Annotated in this window: 13 protein-coding genes; 7 read left to right on the top strand and 6 right to left on the bottom strand. The window is 71.2% G+C overall.

Annotated elements, in window-relative coordinates; all coding sequences use genetic code 11:
* Positions 1 to 12: 12 nt before the first annotated feature.
* Complete coding sequence (locus tag RDV84_RS19565; protein ID WP_309151298.1) at positions 13 to 2,343, top strand: M20/M25/M40 family metallo-hydrolase; 2,331 nt, start codon at positions 13 to 15, stop codon at positions 2,341 to 2,343.
* 117 nt (positions 2,344 to 2,460) lie between these two features.
* Here the strand turns inward: RDV84_RS19565 and RDV84_RS19560 are convergent, their stop codons facing one another.
* From RDV84_RS19560 to trhA, 6 genes are all read right to left on the bottom strand, one after another.
* Positions 2,461 to 3,144, bottom strand: coding sequence for a response regulator (locus RDV84_RS19560; RefSeq protein ID WP_309151297.1), 684 nt, complete (start codon positions 3,142 to 3,144; stop codon positions 2,461 to 2,463).
* Between the two features lie 2 nt (positions 3,145 to 3,146).
* On the bottom strand, positions 3,147 to 4,511 hold the full coding sequence (locus tag RDV84_RS19555; protein WP_309151296.1) for a sensor histidine kinase: 1,365 nt from the start codon (positions 4,509 to 4,511) through the stop codon (positions 3,147 to 3,149).
* Positions 4,512 to 4,620: 109 nt separating this feature from the next.
* Positions 4,621 to 7,722, bottom strand: coding sequence for an efflux RND transporter permease subunit (locus RDV84_RS19550; RefSeq protein WP_309151295.1), 3,102 nt, complete (start codon positions 7,720 to 7,722; stop codon positions 4,621 to 4,623).
* A 1-nt stretch (position 7,723) separates the two neighbouring features.
* Positions 7,724 to 8,842, bottom strand: coding sequence for an efflux RND transporter periplasmic adaptor subunit (locus RDV84_RS19545; protein WP_309151294.1), 1,119 nt, complete (start codon positions 8,840 to 8,842; stop codon positions 7,724 to 7,726).
* Positions 8,843 to 8,888: 46 nt separating this feature from the next.
* Positions 8,889 to 10,322, bottom strand: a complete 1,434-nt coding sequence (locus tag RDV84_RS19540) for an efflux transporter outer membrane subunit (RefSeq protein ID WP_309151293.1) — start codon at positions 10,320 to 10,322, stop codon at positions 8,889 to 8,891.
* Between the two features lies 1 nt (position 10,323).
* On the bottom strand, positions 10,324 to 11,049 hold the full coding sequence (gene trhA / locus RDV84_RS19535) for a PAQR family membrane homeostasis protein TrhA (protein WP_309151292.1): 726 nt from the start codon (positions 11,047 to 11,049) through the stop codon (positions 10,324 to 10,326).
* A 309-nt stretch (positions 11,050 to 11,358) separates the two neighbouring features.
* Between trhA and RDV84_RS19530 the strand changes: the two genes are divergently transcribed.
* From RDV84_RS19530 to tssE, 6 genes are all read left to right on the top strand, one after another.
* The gene (locus RDV84_RS19530; RefSeq protein WP_057947644.1) at positions 11,359 to 11,895 is read left to right on the top strand and encodes a DUF3011 domain-containing protein; all 537 of its coding nucleotides are present in this window, start codon (positions 11,359 to 11,361) and stop codon (positions 11,893 to 11,895) included.
* A 542-nt stretch (positions 11,896 to 12,437) separates the two neighbouring features.
* Positions 12,438 to 12,941 (top strand): type VI secretion system contractile sheath small subunit, encoded by a 504-nt coding sequence (gene tssB / locus RDV84_RS19525; RefSeq protein ID WP_057947645.1) that lies wholly within the window; start codon positions 12,438 to 12,440, stop codon positions 12,939 to 12,941.
* A 10-nt stretch (positions 12,942 to 12,951) separates the two neighbouring features.
* Positions 12,952 to 14,466: a type VI secretion system contractile sheath large subunit gene (gene tssC, locus RDV84_RS19520; RefSeq protein ID WP_057947646.1), complete on the top strand. Its 1,515-nt coding sequence runs from the start codon at positions 12,952 to 12,954 to the stop codon at positions 14,464 to 14,466.
* A gap of 105 nt (positions 14,467 to 14,571) precedes the next feature.
* A complete protein-coding gene (locus RDV84_RS19515) occupies positions 14,572 to 15,075 on the top strand; it encodes an Hcp family type VI secretion system effector (RefSeq protein WP_057947647.1) in 504 nt (167 codons plus the stop codon).
* A gap of 70 nt (positions 15,076 to 15,145) precedes the next feature.
* Complete coding sequence (locus RDV84_RS19510) at positions 15,146 to 15,988, top strand: type VI secretion system accessory protein TagJ (RefSeq protein ID WP_057947648.1); 843 nt, start codon at positions 15,146 to 15,148, stop codon at positions 15,986 to 15,988.
* Positions 15,976 to 16,479, top strand: a complete 504-nt coding sequence (tssE, locus tag RDV84_RS19505; RefSeq protein WP_078995358.1) for a type VI secretion system baseplate subunit TssE — start codon at positions 15,976 to 15,978, stop codon at positions 16,477 to 16,479. Before RDV84_RS19510 ends, tssE begins: the two co-directional genes overlap by 13 nt.
* The last annotated feature ends 1 nt before the right edge of the window (position 16,480 follow it).

Below are 16,480 nucleotides of genomic sequence, written 5' to 3'. Positions count from 1 at the left end.
GGTCTGCGGCCTATGACGAACCCGCCCTCGCTTCCCTCCCGGCCCGGCGTTGCGGCCCGCTGCCTGGCCTTGCTGGTGCTGATCGCGTGCGCCGCCGCCGCGTGGCTGGACGTGAGGCCGCCGGCCGCGCGCGACGGCAACGCAGCTGCGAGCGAGTTCTCGGCCGCGCGCGCCATGCGTCACCTGCCGTCGATCGCGTCCCGGCCGCACCCGGTCGGCAGCGCCGAGAACGCGCGGGTGCGCGCGTATCTGCTCGCCGAACTGCGCAAGCTCGATTTGCAGCCGCAGGTGCAGACCGCGTTCGTGGCCAAGCCCGACCGCTGGGGCGTGGTCGCCGGCACCGTGCACAACATCGTCGCGCGCCTGCCCGGGCGCGAGCCGGGCCCGGCGCTGGCGCTGGTCGCGCACTACGACTCGGTCACCACCGGTCCGGGCGCGGCCGACAACGGCGCTTCGGTCGCCGCGGTCCTGGAAACCTTGCGCGCGCTGCGCGCCGGCGCGCCGCTGCGCAACGACGTGATGGTGGTGTTCACCGATGCCGAGGAAGCGGACCTGCTCGGCGCCGAGGCCTTCGTCGCCCAGCATCCCTGGGCGCGGCGGATCGGGCTGGTGCTAAACTTCGATTTCCGCGGCAACCGCGGCCCGTCGATGCTGTTCGAAACCAGCGCCGGCAACGGCCGCCTGGTGGCGCAGTTCGCCGCGGCGGCGCCGCATCCGATCGGCGGTTCGCTGGGCTACGAGCTGTATCGGCGCATGCCCAACAGCACCGACTTCAAGGTGTTCAAGCAGGCCGGCATCGCCGGGCTCAACTTCGCCGCGATCGAAGGCCACACCCACTACCACACCCAGATCGACCGGATCGACCGCCTGCAGCCCGATAGCGTGCAGCACCTGGGCGAGAACATGCTCGCTGCGGCGCGCAGCTTCGGCGAATCCGACCTTCAACGCATCCACGGCGAGGACCGGGTGTTCTTCAATGCGCCGGGCCTGGGCATGCCGAACTACGGCGCAGGCTGGGCGATCGCATTCACCGCGCTGGCGGTCGCGCTGAGCCTGGTGCTGCTCGTCGCGGGACTGCGCAACGGCGCGATCCGCGGCGCCGGCGTGGCCCGCGCGTTGCCGCTGTTCGCGCTGGGGCTGGTCCTGGCCGGCGGCGCGTGCCAGGCGCTGTGGATCGCGGTCGGCTGGCTGCATCCGGCCTACGCGACGCTGTTGCAGGGCGATACCTACAACAGCCATTGGTACCTGCTCGCGTTCCTGGCCGTGGCCGCGGGCGTGCAGACCGCGCTGCTGGCCGCGACGGCGCGCTGGTGCAGCGCGCTGGAAGCCGGATTCGCGGCGATGCTGGTCTGGACCGCGTTGTTGTGCTGGGCCGCCGCGGTCGTGCCCGGCGCCGGTTATCTGCTGCTGTGGCCGCTGCTGGCGGTGCAAGCCGGCACTTGGGCGAGCCTGGCGCGCCCGGGCCGCGGCGTGTCGGCGAACGTGCGGCTGGCCGTGCAGACCGCCGCGGCGATCCCCGGCGTGGCGCTGTTCGCGATAGTGCTGTGGGCGCTGTACGTGGCGCTGACCCCGTCGCTGGCATTCGTCGCCGGCATCGCCGCCATGTTGCTGTTCGGCATGCTCGCGCCGTTGCTGGCGCAGATCGGCGGAAGCGGGGCAGGGCGCTGGGCCCCGTGGCTGGCGGCGCTGGCGCTGCTCGCCGTCGGCTCGGTCACCGCTGGTTTCGACACCGCGCATCCGCGCCAGAACAGCTTGCTGTACGCGCAGGACGCCGCCAGCGGCAACGCCTGGTGGATTTCGCGCGACGACCGGCCCGACGCCTGGACCGGCCGCTACCTCGGCGCATCGCCGACGCAGCGGACGATGCCGGAGTTCTTCGGCCCAGATTCCGATCCGTTCTGGGCCGGCGCGACGCCCGCGGTGCTGGCGCCGCCGACGCTGCGGCTCGACGCCGAACGCGCAGACGCGCAGGCGCGCACGCTCAAACTGACCATAGCGTCCGCACGCAACGCGCCGCGGATGATGTTGAGCGTGGACGGCGCGACCGTACTGCGCGCAGCGATCGCCGGCGTCGAATACCCGAACGCGCAGGCGGACGACAGCGAAGAATGGATGCTCGACCTGTACGGACAAGGCGACGCGCCGCTGCGGCTCGAACTGCAGCTCAAGCCCGGATCGGCCTACGCGATCCGCCTGGTCGATGCTTCGTACGAACCCACGATGATGCGCGTGCCGCGTCCCGAAGGCATGGTCGCGCAACCGTTCTCGCTCAACGGCGCGGCGCTGGTCCGCAGCGAGTTGCGCGGCGGGGCGGGTGCGGCGGCGGACAAGGCCGGGCCTTGAAAGCCCGCGGCGCCGGTCTGCGTCGATCCCGTCCGTGTCGCGCTGGATGCGCGAAACCGGCGGCTATCGGCGAGCGCGGCACGATGCGCGCCGTGCATGCGGACGGGCGATGGCGCGCTACGACTCGTCCGCCCCGTCCGCCGCCTGCAGTAGATAGCCCAAACCGCGCATCGCATGGATCTCGATGCCAGCCGGCGCCAGCGTGCGCCGCAGTCGGGAGATATGCGATTCCAAGGTGTTGGATTCGATGTTGTCGTCGAAGCCGTACACCGCTTCCTGCAGCTTGGTCCGCGAGACCGTGCGGCCGGCGCGCAGGCACAGCGCTTCCAACACCAACAGCTGCCGCCGCGGCAGGTTCAGCCGGACCCCGTGCAGGCTGGCGCAGCGGTCGCCGAAATCGAATTGCAGCGCGCCCAGGGTCATGCTCGGGATCTGCTGCTGGGTCGGGCGCCGGCACACCGCGCGGATGCGCGCCAGCAGTTCGTTCACGTCGAACGGCTTGGTGATGTAGTCGTCGGCGCCGGCGTCCAGGCCCTGGATGCGGTCTTCGACCTGGTGGCGCGCGGTCAGGATCAGCACCGGCAGGCCCGGCTGCGCGCGCCGCGCCAGCGGGATCAGCGAAATGCCTTCGCCGTCGGGGAGCTGCCAGTCCAGGATCAGCACGCGGTAATCGGCGTCGCTCAGCGCGCGCCGCGCCGCGCCGAGGTCGGCGGCGACGTCGAGCACGATGCTGTGCGCGGCCAGCGCGCTCTTGAGCGCCTGCGACAGGCCTTGATCGTCTTCGACCAGCAGGATGCGCATGATCAGGCGCCTCGCGCCGGCGGCCGCAGCAGCGGCAGTTGCACGCAAAAGCGCGCGCCGCCTTGCGACGATCGCGACACGCGGATGCTGCCGCGATGCCGGGTCACCACTTCGCGCGCCAGGTGCAGGCCCAGGCCGCTGCCCTGGGCGGACGGATTGAGCCGGTAGAACGGCGAGAAGATCTGCGGATACTCCTCTTCGGCGATGCCCGGACCGGCATCGGACACGCTGATGCGCGCGTCCGCCGACACGCTCAGTTCGATCCCGCCGGCGCGGCCGCCGTGGGTCATGGCGTTCTGCAGCAGGTTCATCACCACCCGCTGCAAGGCGCCGACATCGCCGGACACATACACCGGCTGCGCGGGCGCGTCGAACGAGAACGCGTAGCCGGCCTTCACCAGCAGCGGCGCGATGTCCTCGCCGACCTCGCGGCAGACCTGGACCAGGTCCAGGGTGTCGTTGGCGATCAGGCCGCGGTCGATCCGCTGCAGATCCAGCAACTGCTCGGAGATGTTCTCCAGCCGCACGATGTCGCTGAGCAGGCTGGTCTTGGACGGTCCGGCGGACAGCGCCGCGGCGCGCGCGCGCACGATCGCGATCGGCAGGCGCAGTTCGTGCGCGGCGTTGCCGAGGAAGCGGTCGCGCGCTTCGGCGGCGTCCCAGATCCGGTCCAGCGCCTGGTTGAAGGCGTCGATCAGCGGCTTGAGCTCGGACGGCACCGCAGCGGCGTCGAGGTGGCGGCTGCGGCGGTTCATGTCGACTCCGCGCGCCTGCTCGGCGACCTCGCCGATGCCGCGCAGGCCGCGGCGCACGATCCACGGCACCAGCAGCAGGATCACGATCGCCACCGGCAGCGCCATCCACAGGCCGACGAAGTAGAACAGCGGCGCGAACAGGCCGATCACGCCTTCCTCGGGCACGCCGCCGACGATGATGCGCAACCGGCCCCAGTCGCGCTCGGCGACGACCAGGGTCGCGGCCAGGCGCGGGTCCGGGCTGCGCAGGTCGGAGTCGCTCAGCAGCGGCAGCATCGCCACCACCGGCCGGTATTCGGCGGGCAGCTTGCCCCAGGTCAGGGTATGGCCGGCGTCGTCCACCGCCGCCAGCCAAGCGGTTTCGGGCGCTTCGCGCAGCCGTTGCGGCAGCCGCGCCGGGGCCAGGACCAGCGTCGCCCCGCGCCGGTCGATGGCCTGGGCCGCGTCGTCGGCGGTGTCGCGGTAGATCGTGCGCGCTTCGGGCTTCCACAGCACCACGCACAGGATCGCGAACAGCACGAAGATCAACGACACCACGCCCAGGCCGACCCGCCAGGCGATGCGGCGACTCAGCGACGGCACGCGGAAGAAGAACGGGATCGGGTTGCGCATGCTGGCTCCGGCGGCGTCTGCAACGCGCACAGCGTCGCCGGCATGATAGTCCCGTTCGCGCCGGCGCTGCGCGCGCACGACCGCCCCGGGCCGCGCCGTCCGCGCGCGCTCAAGCGCCGCCGCCATCGCCCGCGCCCGCCGCGGCGGTGGCGGTCCTGGACGGCGCCTGCGGTTCGGCCGGGTTGTGGGTGATCAGCCGCGAGAGTTTCGGCGTCAGCCACAGTTCGGCGTCCTCGACGAATTCGTACACCACCGGCACCAAGACCAGGGACAGCACGGTCGAACTGATCAGTCCGCCGATCACCGCCAGCGCCATCGGCACGCGGAACTCCGAGCCTTCGCCCAGCCCGAGCGCGGTCGGGACCATGCCGGCGGCCATGGCGAAGGTGGTCATCACGATCGGCCGCGCGCGTTCGCGGCAGGCCGACACCAGCGCCTGGTGCTGGCTGGCGCCGTCGCGTTCGGCCTCGATCGCGAACTCCACCAGCAGGATCGAGTTCTTCGCCGCCAGCCCCATCAGCATCAGCAGCCCGATCAGCGCCGGCAGGCCCAGTTCGGCGCCGCCGAGCAGCAGGCCGAGGAAGGCGCCGGCCAGCGACAGCGGCAGCGCGGCCAGGATCGTGATCGGCTTGAAGAAGCTGCGGAACAGCAGCACCAGCACCGCATAGATCATGAAGATGCCGGCGGCCAGGGCCAGACCGAAGCTGGCGAACAGCTCGACCTGGCTCTCGCCCTGGCCGTAGGCGGGGTTGGTCACGCCTGGCGGCAACTGCTTGAGGATCGGCAGGGCGTTGATGCGGGCCATGGCCTGGCCCAGCGAAACCCCGTGCAGTTCGGCCTCGACCATCGCCCGGCGTTCGCGGTCGTAGCGTTCGATCCGCGCCGCGCCGGCCTGGAAGCCGAGGTCGGCGACCGCCGCCAGCGGCACCGACGCGCCGCTGGCGGTGGGCACGCGCAAGGCGCCGATGACGTCGAGATCGCCGCGCGCGGCGTCGTCGAGCCGCACCCGCACCGTCAGCCGCTCCATGCCGGCGTTGAACTTGGCCGAATTGGCGTCGATGTCGCCGATGGTCGCCACCCGCGCGATCGCCGCGACCGCTTCCGGGCTCACGCCCAGGCGCGCGGCCTGCTCGGGTTTCAGCCGCACGATCAGCTCGGTGCCCGGGCGCGGGGTCACTTCGTGCACGTTGGCCAGTTCCGGCAGGCCGCGCATCTGCCGCTCCAGCGTGCGCGCGGCCTGTTCCAGCGCGGCGCCGTCCTCGCTCGACAGCAGCACCTGGACCACGGTGCTGCCGCCTTGCCCGGCCGGCCCGTAGCCCAGGCGCACGTCCGGAATCGACAGCATCAGCGCGCGGATGTCGGCCTGGAATTGCTGGGTGGTCAGCTCGCGGTCGGCGCGCAGCAGCACGGTGACGCCGCTGCTGCCGGCGGCGTCGGTGGCGAGGGTCGCGAACACGCTCTGCACGTCGTCGCGCTTGCGCAGTTCGCGCGTCAGGCGCTGGGTCGAGGCCTGCAGGTCGTCCAGGGTCGCGCCGGGCGCGCCTTCCAGCGAGATCTGCACGATGCCGTTGTCGCTCGGCGGGGTGAAGCCGGTCGGCAGCGCCGCGGCCAGGAACAGCGAGCCGACGAAGATCGCCACGCCCAGCGCCAGCGAGATCCAGCGGTGGTCGAGCGCCCAGTCGAGCGCGCGGCGGTACGTGCCGCGGAACGGCTTGCGTTCGTGCGCCTGCGCCTGCGGGGCGAGGAAGTAGGCGCACATCAGCGGCGTGAGCATGCGCGCGACCACCAGCGAGGACAGCACCGACACCGCCACGGTGATGCCGAACTCGAAGAAGAACTGGCCGATGAAGCCGCTCAGGAACGACACCGGCAGGAACACCACCACGATCGCCAGCGTGGTCGCGGTCACCGCCAGGCCGATCGCGTCGGAGCCTTCGAACGCCGCCTGGAACGGCGTCTCGCCGAGCTGGATGCGCTTTTGGATGTTCTCGATCTCGACGATGGCGTCGTCGACCAGGATGCCGATCACCAGGGTCAGCGCCAGCAAGGTGATCATGTTCAGGCTGAAGCCCAGCAGCGCCATGATCGCGAAGGTGGGGATCAGCGAGATCGGCATCGCCACCGCGGCGATCGCGGTCGCGCGCCAGTCGCGCAGGAACGCCAGCACCACCAGCGCCGCCAGCAGCATGCCCTCGACCAGGGTGTGCACGGTCGCCTCGAAGCTGTGGCGGGTGTTCTCGGCCGAGGACAGGATGCGGGTGAAGCGCAAGCCGGGATGGCGGCGGGCGAGGTCGTCGACGGCCTCGATCGTGGCCGCCTCCACTTCGACGTCGGAGGCGGCCTTGGTCTTCATGACCTGGAAGCCGACCACCGGCGCGCCGTCGAGCAGGGCCAGGCTGCTGCGTTCGGCGCCGCCGCTGCCGACCTGGGCGACGTCGCCCAGGCGCACGTTGCGGCCGTCGCCGGTGGGGATCGTCAGCTGGCGCAGGCTTTCCACGTTTTGCGCCGCGTTGAGCACGCGCACGGTCTGCTGGTGGCCGCCGATGCGCGCGCTGCCGCCGCCGATATCGGCGCTGAAACCGCGCAGCGCGTCGTTGACCTGCGGCGCGCTCAGGCCCAGCGCTTCCAGCCGGGCCGGGTCGAGGGTGACGTTGATCTCGCGCTCGACGCCGCCGACGCGGGCGACCTGGGCGACGCCGCGCGCACCGATCACTTCGCGCGCGACGGTGTCGTCGACGAACCAGCTCAGCTCCACATCCGACATCGCCGGTGCCGACACTGCGTAGGTCAGGATCGGCATCTGGTCGATGTCGAAGCGGCGCACTACCGGCTCCTCGATCCCGCGCGGCAGGGTCGCGCGCACGCCGTCGATGGCCGCGCGCACTTCGTCGGTGGCCTTCTGCGCGTCCGCGCCGACGACGAATTCGACCGTGGTCGAGGACAGGCCCAGCGACACGGTCGAGCTGACGTGATCGACGTCGGCGATGCTGGCGAGCGCGCCTTCGATCTCGCGGGTGATCTGGGTTTCGACCTCCGACGGCGCCGCGCCGGGCAGGCTGACGGCGACCTGCACGATCGGGAACGACACGTCCGGGAACAGCTTGATCGGCAGCGCCTTGTAGCCGGCCAGGCCGGCCAGCAGCAGGGCGATGAACAGCACGCTGACCGGGATCGGGTTCTTGATCGACCAGGCGGAGATGCCGAGTTTCATGTCAGCGCTCCGCGGCGGATGCCGGTTTCGGCGCGTGCGGCGCCGGCGCGACCGGCTCAGGCGAAACCGGCTCAGGTGCGACCGGCTCCGGGACGACCGCTTCCGGCCGGACCCGGTCGCCGTCGATCAGGAACGCGCCGCCGGCCAGCGCGACCCGGCTGCCGACCGGCGGTCCCTGCAACAATTCGACCACGCCGCCCGAGCGCCGGCCGGTCTTCACCGCGATCCGGCGGGCACGGTCGTCGCGGTCGATCAGGGTCAGCTGCGGGCCGCTGGCCTCGAAATGCACGGCCTTTTCCGGCACCGTCGCGACCGGCGCGGAGCGGCCGGCGAAGGCGGCGCGGGCGAAGCCGCCCACGCGCAGGTCCGCCGCGACCGGCAGCGCCACGCGCACGCGTCCGAGCTTGGTCTTGGGATCGATGCGCGGGCTCACCAGCCGCACCCGGCCGGCGAAGACCTGGCCGTCGGCAAGCGTGACCGCGACCGGCTGGCCCGGCTCGATGCCGAGGATCGCGGTTTCGGGCACTTCGGCGTCGAGTTCGACCTGGTCGTCGCGGACGATGCGGAACAGCGGCTCGCCGCCGGACAGCGAACCCGGGCGCGCGCTGCGCTCGATCACCACGCCAGACACCGGCGCGCGCACGGTGGTCTGCCGCGACTGCGTTTCCAGTTCGCGCAACTGCGCCTGGGCGATGCGGGCCTGACTGCGGCGGCGGCCGATCTCTTCCTCCGACATAACCCCGCTGCCGTCGAGGCCGCGCACGCGTTCGGCTTCGCTGCCGGCCTGGGCCGCCTGCGCGCGCGCCTGCGCCAGGCGTTCACGCAGCAGCGCGTCGTCGAGCACCGCCAATGGCTGGCCCGCGCGCACTCGCGCGCCTTCCTCGACCAGCACCCGCAGCACCCGCACGCCGGCCTGTTCGACGCCGACCGCGGCTTCCTCGCGCGCGACCAGCAAGCCCGAGGCGCTGGCGGCGCTGGCCAGCGCGCGGCTTTCCACCCGCGCGACCGTCACCGCGCGCACGCTCTCCGGCGCCCGCGGCGTGGCGGGTTTTTGTTGCGAACACGCGCACAGCAGCGCGGTGGCGCCGGCGAGCAGCAGGCAGGCGGTGGTCGAATTCATGGTCGGATCGGTCGCAGGAACGGTGGAATGGGGAGAGCGGCGCGGATCAGGCATCGCCCGGCGCGGCGGCGGACCAGCCGCCGCCGAGCGCCTTGCACGCCTGGACCGCGCCGAGCAGCGCGTCGAGCCGGGCCGCGGTGCGCGCGCTGCGCGTGGCCCGCCACGCGGCTTCGGCGTCGAGCAGCGCCTGCAGGTCGCCGAGGCCGCGCTGGAAGCGAACCTGTGCGGCATCGAACGCGCGACGGGCGCGGATCTCGCCGTCGTCGAGCGTATGTGCGCGCTTGCGCGCCGCGGCCAGTCGCAGCAGGGCCTGGTCGGCTTCGGCGAAGGCGGCCTGTACCGCCTGTTCGTAGCCGAGCGCGGCCTGTTGCCCGCGCGCGCCTTGCAGGTCCAGCGCAGCGAGCAGCCGCGGCCGGTCCAGCACCGGCACGGCGAGGCCGGCGCCCAGGGTCCAGAACGAGCGCGAGGCGTCGAGCGCGCCGCGCTGCCACGACGCGCCGGGGGTGGCTTGCAGGGTCAGCTTGGGAAAGAAATCGAGCTCGGCCAAGCGCACCGCGCCGGCCGCCGCGTGGATCCGCGCCTGCGCCTGGCGCACGTCGGGACGGCGGCCCAGCAGGTCGCCCGGCAGCGTCGCCGGCACCTCGGGCGCCGTGCCCAGCTCGGCGCTGAGCGGCAACGCCGCGGCCGGCGCGAACGCATCGCCGCTGAGCACCAGCAGCGCGCGCCGGGCGGCGTCCAGTTCGGCTTGCAGCGCCAGCCGTTCCGCCTGGCTGCGCGCGAGTTCGGCGCCGACGCGGTCGCCGTCGGCGGGCGCCGCCAGGCCGCGTTCGACACGTCGCCGCAGCAGCTCGGCCAGCGCGCCCTGGATGCGTTCGTTCTCGCGCGCGTCGTCCAACCGCGCGGCCAGACCGCGCGCCTCGAACAAGGTCTGCGCGACCTTCGCCGCGACCGCCGCGCGCGCGGCTTCGTACTGGAAGCGCGCCGCGGCCAGATCCGCGTCGGCGGCGGAGCGCGCGGCGGCGCGGCGGCCGAACAGGTCGAGCTCCCAGCCGACTGGCAGCGACGCGCTGCGCGCGCGTTCGTCGGCAGGATCGGGGCCGTCGTCGAGATCGCGGCTGCGCGTGCGTTCGGCGCTGGCGCGCAGCGCGCCTTGCGGCGCATACGCCGACAGCGCCTGGCCGCGGATCGCACGCGCTTCGTCCAGGCGCGCCAGCGCGAGGCGAGCGTCGACGCCGGCGTCGAGCGCGCGTTCGACCAGCGCCTGCAGTTGCGCGTCGTCGAAACCGCGCCACCACGCGTCCAGCGCCGCCGGCGGCAGCTGCGCGCGGCCGGCGGCGTCGTAAACCGGAGGCAGAACCAGCGACGGAACCTGCGGGCGCTGGCCGCTGGCGCAGCCGGCCAAGGCGAGCGCCAGCGCGACACCGAGCCAGTGGCGCGCCGGCGGGCGCAGGGCCGCGGCGAACGCGAACGGATGCGGCATGTCAGCCCTGCGTCGCGTTCGTAGCGCCGAGCACGAGCGTGGCCACGGCGATGAAGTGGAATGCGCTGCCGGCGATGACGAAGCCATGCCACCACGCATGCAGCGCGGGGCGGCGGCGCGACATCAGATAGAACGGCGTGCCGGCGGTGTAGGCCAGCCCGCCCGCGGCCAGCCACAACAAGGTCGGGCGGGCGAAATGCTGCAGGAACGGATGCGCGGCGATCACCACCACCCAACCCATCGCCACGTAGATCGCGGTGGAGAGCCAGCGCCGGCCGATCGCCGCGCGCAGCTTCAGCGCGATGCCTATCGCCGCCGCCGGCCATACGATCGCCAGCAGCAACGCGCCCCAACCGCCGCCCAGCGCCACCGCGAACGGCGTGTAGGTGCCGGCGATCAACAGGTAGATCGAGCAGTGGTCGAGCGCGCGCAGGAACGGCTTGCGCGCGGCGTCGGCGCTGCCGTGGTACAGCGCCGAGGCGACATACATCGCCAGCAGCGCGGCGACGAACACGCACACCGATGCGGCCAGCGCGAACGAGCCGCTGCCGAGGCTGGCGTCGACGAGCCAGGCGCCCAGCACGGCGAACGCCAGCGCGCCGGCCGCATGGGTCAGCGCGTTGGCGCGCTCTTCGCGCGGAATGGATCGCAGCCACGACGAGCGACGGCGCGAGGGGCGCGGGTTCCAGGCCGCGGAAGTGAGGCCGTAGCGGGTTTCCTGATTCATGGCGGTCGGCTTTTGACTCGGACGAGCCCCCGGGGGCGGGGCGTTCAGCCGGGCGACCTTAGCCAGCGAAGCTTGCGCGAACTATGCGCGGCGGTTTTCCGCTGCGGTATACGCCTCGCGCGTTAATCGCACGGTCACGTCGCGGCGAAGCGCGCGAGCGACAAGGTTCGCGCAAGCATCGCCGCGCATCATGCACGCGCCCGTGCGCCGTCGCGTCGCGGCGATCCGCGTGCGATGGAATTCGCGCGCCCGCGGCGTCCGTCGGTTCACGGTTCCCCCGACTACGAAACATTCGACAAGGAGAAACACATGTACGTACGCATCGCTTCCGGCCTGGCCCTGGCCGCCGGCCTGGCACTGTGCGCGCAAGCCGAGGCCGCGCCGCAATACGGCAGCCACGGCGGCTACGGCGGCGGCGACACGATCCGCTGCGAATCCGACGGCGGCCGCCAACGCTACTGCCAGGCCGATACGCGCGGCGGCGTGCGCCTGAGCCGGCAGCTGTCGAATTCCTCGTGCGTGCAGGGCAGCAGTTGGGGCTACGATCGCCGCGGCGTGTGGGTGTCGCAGGGCTGCCGCGCCGACTTCGAGATCGGTCGCGGCGGCCGGGGCGGCAGCGGCTGGGGCCAGAGCGGAGCAGGTTGGGGCGATCGCGGCGGCGGCCAGGTCCTGAGCTGCGATTCCAACAAGGAGCGTCTCAACCGCTGCAATGCCAGCGTGCGCCGCGGCGCGCGCCTGGTCCGGCAGAACTCCAATTCACCGTGCATCGAAGGCCAGAGCTGGGGCTGGGACCGCAACGGCGTGTGGGTCAGCAACGGCTGCCGCGGGCAATTCCGGATCGATTGATCCGCTGCGGCGCGATCGCGCGCGCATCCGCGCGAACAGCCGGTGGGGCGGGCCGGCTGGCAGCGCCAAGGGATACGGGCGGGCGCCGATCGCGCCCGTTCATCCATCGAAGGCGGCGGCGTCCATCGCAAGGAGGCGCCGCCGGTCGCATCGCCGCGCCTGCTTCGGCGACGCCGGGCAACTGCACCGCAACCGCAGCCGCGACGCACCGGTTCTGTCTACGCATACCCTCACGCAGCGCCGGCGGGCTTGCGTACCTGGGTCACAGTCCGCGATGCGCGATGCCGGGCCGTAGCGAAGTGCCGCTTATGCCGGCCGAAGCAACGAATGTAAAGCCCGGCATGACGAAGAATTCGCTATAAAAATGCGAATTGCATTGCACAAAGAACCACGCATAACGGAATCACCCACGGCGATGGGTCCTATACCGAATATCGATTTCCGCGCCGGCGCCGCCCGCGGGTAAACAGACCGGGCTCGCCGGTCGGCTGGTTCGACGCACGACGGCGGAGCTCACTTGTCTGAGCAACCCCGGAGGCGGCATGTCCGTTCAGAACAGCCAGAAGTTCATTGCAAGAAACCGCGCCCCGCGCGTGCAGATCGAGTACGACGTCGAAATCTACGGCGCGCAGAAGAAGGTCCAGGTGCCGTTCGTAATGGGCGTGCTGTCGGACCTGTCCGGCGCCAACTCCGTCGACCTGCCGCCGATCGAAGAGCGCAAGGCGCTGGAGATCGACGTCGACAACTTCGACAGCCGCATGCGCGCGATGAAGCCGCGGGTGCAGATCAGCGTGCCCAACACGCTTACCGGCGAAGGCGAATTGGCGGTGGACCTGACCTTCGAGCGGCTGGAGGATTTCTCCCCGGCCGAAGTGGTCAAGCGGATCGAGCCGATGGCCAAGCTGCTGGAGGCGCGCACTCAGCTGTCCAACCTGAGCACCTACCTGGACGGCAAGGCCGGCGCCGAGCGCCTGATCGCCGACACCATCCGCGACCCGGCCCTGCTGCGCGCCCTGGCCAGCACGCCCAACCCCGAGCGCGAGTGAGGCGACGATCATGGCCACTACCCAGAAAGCCGTCGCCACCGCCGAAGCGCTCGAAACCGCGCCGTCGGTAGACGCGCCGTCGATCAACGATTTCTCCGCGCTGCTCGCGCGCGAGTTCCGCCCGCGCAACGAGCGCGCCGGCGAGGAAGTCCGCTCGGCGGTGCGCACGCTCGCCGAGCAGGTGCTCGAACGCAGCGACATCATCAGCGCCGACGTCACCCAGACCCTGAGCGCCTACATCGCCGAGATCGACCGCAAGCTCAGCGAGCAGCTCAACCTTGTGATGCACAACGCCCAGTTCCAGAAGATGGAAGGCGCCTGGCGCGGCCTGCATTACCTGGTCACCAACACCGAGACCGACACGCTGCTGAAGATCCGCGTGCTCAACGTCTCCAAGGCCGAACTCGGCAAGAACCTCAAGCGCTTCAAGGGCGTCGCCTGGGACCAGAGCCCGGTGTTCAAGAAGGTCTACGAAGAAGAGTACGGCCAGCTCGGCGGCGAGCCTTACGGCTGTCTGATCGGCGATTACTACTTCGACCACAGTCCGCAGGACGTGGAAATGTTGCGCGGCATCGGCCAGATCGCCGCCGCCGCGCACGCGCCGTTCATCGGCGCGGCCTCGCCGAGCCTGATGGGCATGGAGAGCTGGGGCGAGCTGTCGAACCCGCGCGACCTGGCCAAGATCTTCACCACCCCGGACTACGCCGCCTGGCGTTCGCTGCGCGGCAGCGACGACGCCAAGTACCTCGCGCTGGCGATGCCGCGCACGCTCTCGCGCCTGCCGTACGGCGCGCGCACCGAGCCGGTCGAGGAGTTCGACTTCGAAGAGGACACCGAAGGCGCCGATTCCTCGCGCTACACCTGGCAGAACGCCGCTTACGCGATGGCGGTCAACGTCAACCGTTCGTTCAAGCTCTACGGCTGGTGCACGCGCATCCGCGGCGTCGAGTCCGGCGGCGCGGTCGAAGGCCTGCCGGCGCACACCTTCCCGACCGACGACGGCGGCGTGGACATGAAGTGCCCGACCGAGATCGCGATCACCGACCGCCGCTCGGCCGAGCTCGACAAGATGGGCCTGATGCCGCTGGTGCACCGCAAGAACAGCGACATGGCCGCGTTCATCGGCGCGCAGTCGCTGGGCCGGCCGGAGGAGTACGACGACCCCGACGCCACCGCCAACGCGGCGTTGAGCGCGCGCCTGCCGTACATGTTCGCGTGCTCGCGCTTCGCCCATTACCTGAAGTGCATCGCGCGCGACAAGATCGGCTCGTTCAGCACCCGCGAACAGGTGCAGAGCTGGCTGACCGACTGGGTCATGAACTACGTCGACGGCGACCCGGCCAACTCCAGCGAGGAAGCCAAGGCGCGCAAGCCGCTGGCCGCGGCCGAGGTGCAGGTGGAGGAAGTCGAGGGCAACCCGGGCTACTACACCTCCAAGTTCTTCCTGCGCCCGCATTACCAGCTCGAAGGCCTGACCGTGTCGCTGCGCCTGGTCTCCCGCCTGCCGTCCGCGCAAGCCAAGTAACCCCCCAACGCAATCCCAGCCAAGCAACTCCGGGCGCGAACGGCGCGGCGCAGGCCGCTCCGACGCTCCCGGCTTTTCCCAGAACCGCTGAAACGGAGATAGGCCGTGGCATACGACATGCATCTGAAGTTCGGTCCGGGCGACGTCGAGATCAAGGGCGCGTCCAATCATTCCAAGCACAAGGACGAGGTGCCGATCCTGGCCTGGTCGTGGGGCACCAGCAACACCGGCAACCTGCACACCGGCGCCGGCTACGCCGCCGGCGGCAAGGCCAACGTGCAGGACATCTCGATCACCAAGTACATCGACTCGTGCTCCAACGCGCTGCTCAACGCCTGCTGCACCGGCGCGCGCGTGGAGAACGCCACGCTGTACGTGACCAACGCCACCGGCGAGCAGACCGACTTCCTGACCATCGAGCTCAGCGACGGCGTCATGGTGACCGCGGTTTCCACCGGCGGCAGCGGCGGCGAAGAACGCCTGACCGAGAACATCACCCTGCATTTCGGCAAGTTCAAGTACGCCTTCCAGCCGCAGGACGACAAGGGCAAGAAGCAGGGCGGCACCAAGGACTTCACCTTCTCGATGCAGGAAGTCAAGAAGTCCTGATCCGCGCGTCGCGGCGTCCGCGCCGCGATCCGGGTTCCGCCGCCTCGTCCATTCCAGAGCCGACCGCGCCATGATCCGTACCGTTTCGCAGTCCCAGCAAGAGTGTTCCAGCCTGCTCAAGCGAGGCGAGTTCGACCTGGCGTTGCGTTCGGCGATGGAATGGGCGAAGCAGCATCCGGCCGATGCGGAGCTGCGCATCGGCCTGTTCCAACTGCTCGCCGCGTCCGGCCAGTGGAGCCGGGCGCGCGAGCAACTGCAATTGTCGGCGCGGCTCGACGCCGGCCACGGCGATCTCGCCGCGGCCTACTCGCGCGTGCTCGACGCCGAGCTCGAACGCGAGCAGGTGATGTCCGGGCAGATGATGCCGCTGCTGCTGGGCCAGGCCGGCCAGTGGCAGCACGACCTGCTGCTGGCGCTGCGCCAGGACAGCCAGGGGCTCGCCGCCGAGGCCGCGCAGCGGCGCGAGGTGGCGCTGGCCCAGGCCGAAGCCGCCGCCGGCGAGATCGACGGCGTCGCCTTCCAGTGGCTGTGCGATGCCGATCCGCGCTTCGGGCCGTGCCTGGAAGTGGTGTTGGAAACCGGCTATGCCTGGATCGCGTTCGCGCAGTTGAGCGAGGTGGTGCTGGACGCGCCGGTGAGCCTGCGCGACCTGCTGTGGCAACCGGCCACGCTGGTGTGGCGCAACGGCGACGCGGTCGCCGGGCTGGTGCCGTGCCGCTATCCGGGCAGCGAACACAGCGAGCACATCGCCCTGCGCCTGGGCCGGCGCACCGACTGGAGCGGCGACGCCGCCGCCGCGCGCGGACTCGGCCAGCGCATGCTGCTCAGCGACCGCGGCGAGCATCCGCTGCTGGAGATCCGCCGCATCCGCTTCGATCCGCCGCCGGGCGAGGCCGCCGCATGGCCGAGCTGAGCCAGCAGGAACGGCTGCAACCCTCGTTGCTGGACCGGCTCATCGACGAGAACCGGCACGAGATCGTCGAAAGCCGCGACGCCCGCGCGATCACCGCGGCGAAACTGCGCCAATGCATCGTCCGCGACCTGTCGTGGCTGCTCAACTGCACCCGGCACTGGTCCGACGAAGCGCTCGAGGCGCATCCCTACGTCGCCGCAAGCGTACTGAACTACGGCATTCCCGACCTGGCCGGCACCTTGCTCGAAGGCCTGGACGTGAGCGCGCTGCAAAGCCGCATCCAGGCCGCGATCCTGGCGTTCGAACCGCGCCTGCTGGCCTCGGGCCTGCAGGTGACCGCGCGCGTGGACCCGCAGCGCAGCGACCACCTGGCGCTGTCGTTCGTGATCGAGTCGGAGATGTGGGCGCAGCCGATCCCGCTGAGCCTGTACCTGCGCACCGAGGTCGACCTGGAAACCGGGCGTTTCAGCCTGGTGGAGGGCGAGCGCTGAC

Origin of the sequence: Lysobacter yananisis (assembly GCF_031199375.1) — a bacterium.
GTDB classification, from domain to species: domain Bacteria; phylum Pseudomonadota; class Gammaproteobacteria; order Xanthomonadales; family Xanthomonadaceae; genus Lysobacter; species Lysobacter yananisis.
This window is presented reverse-complemented; position numbering and strand designations above follow the sequence as displayed.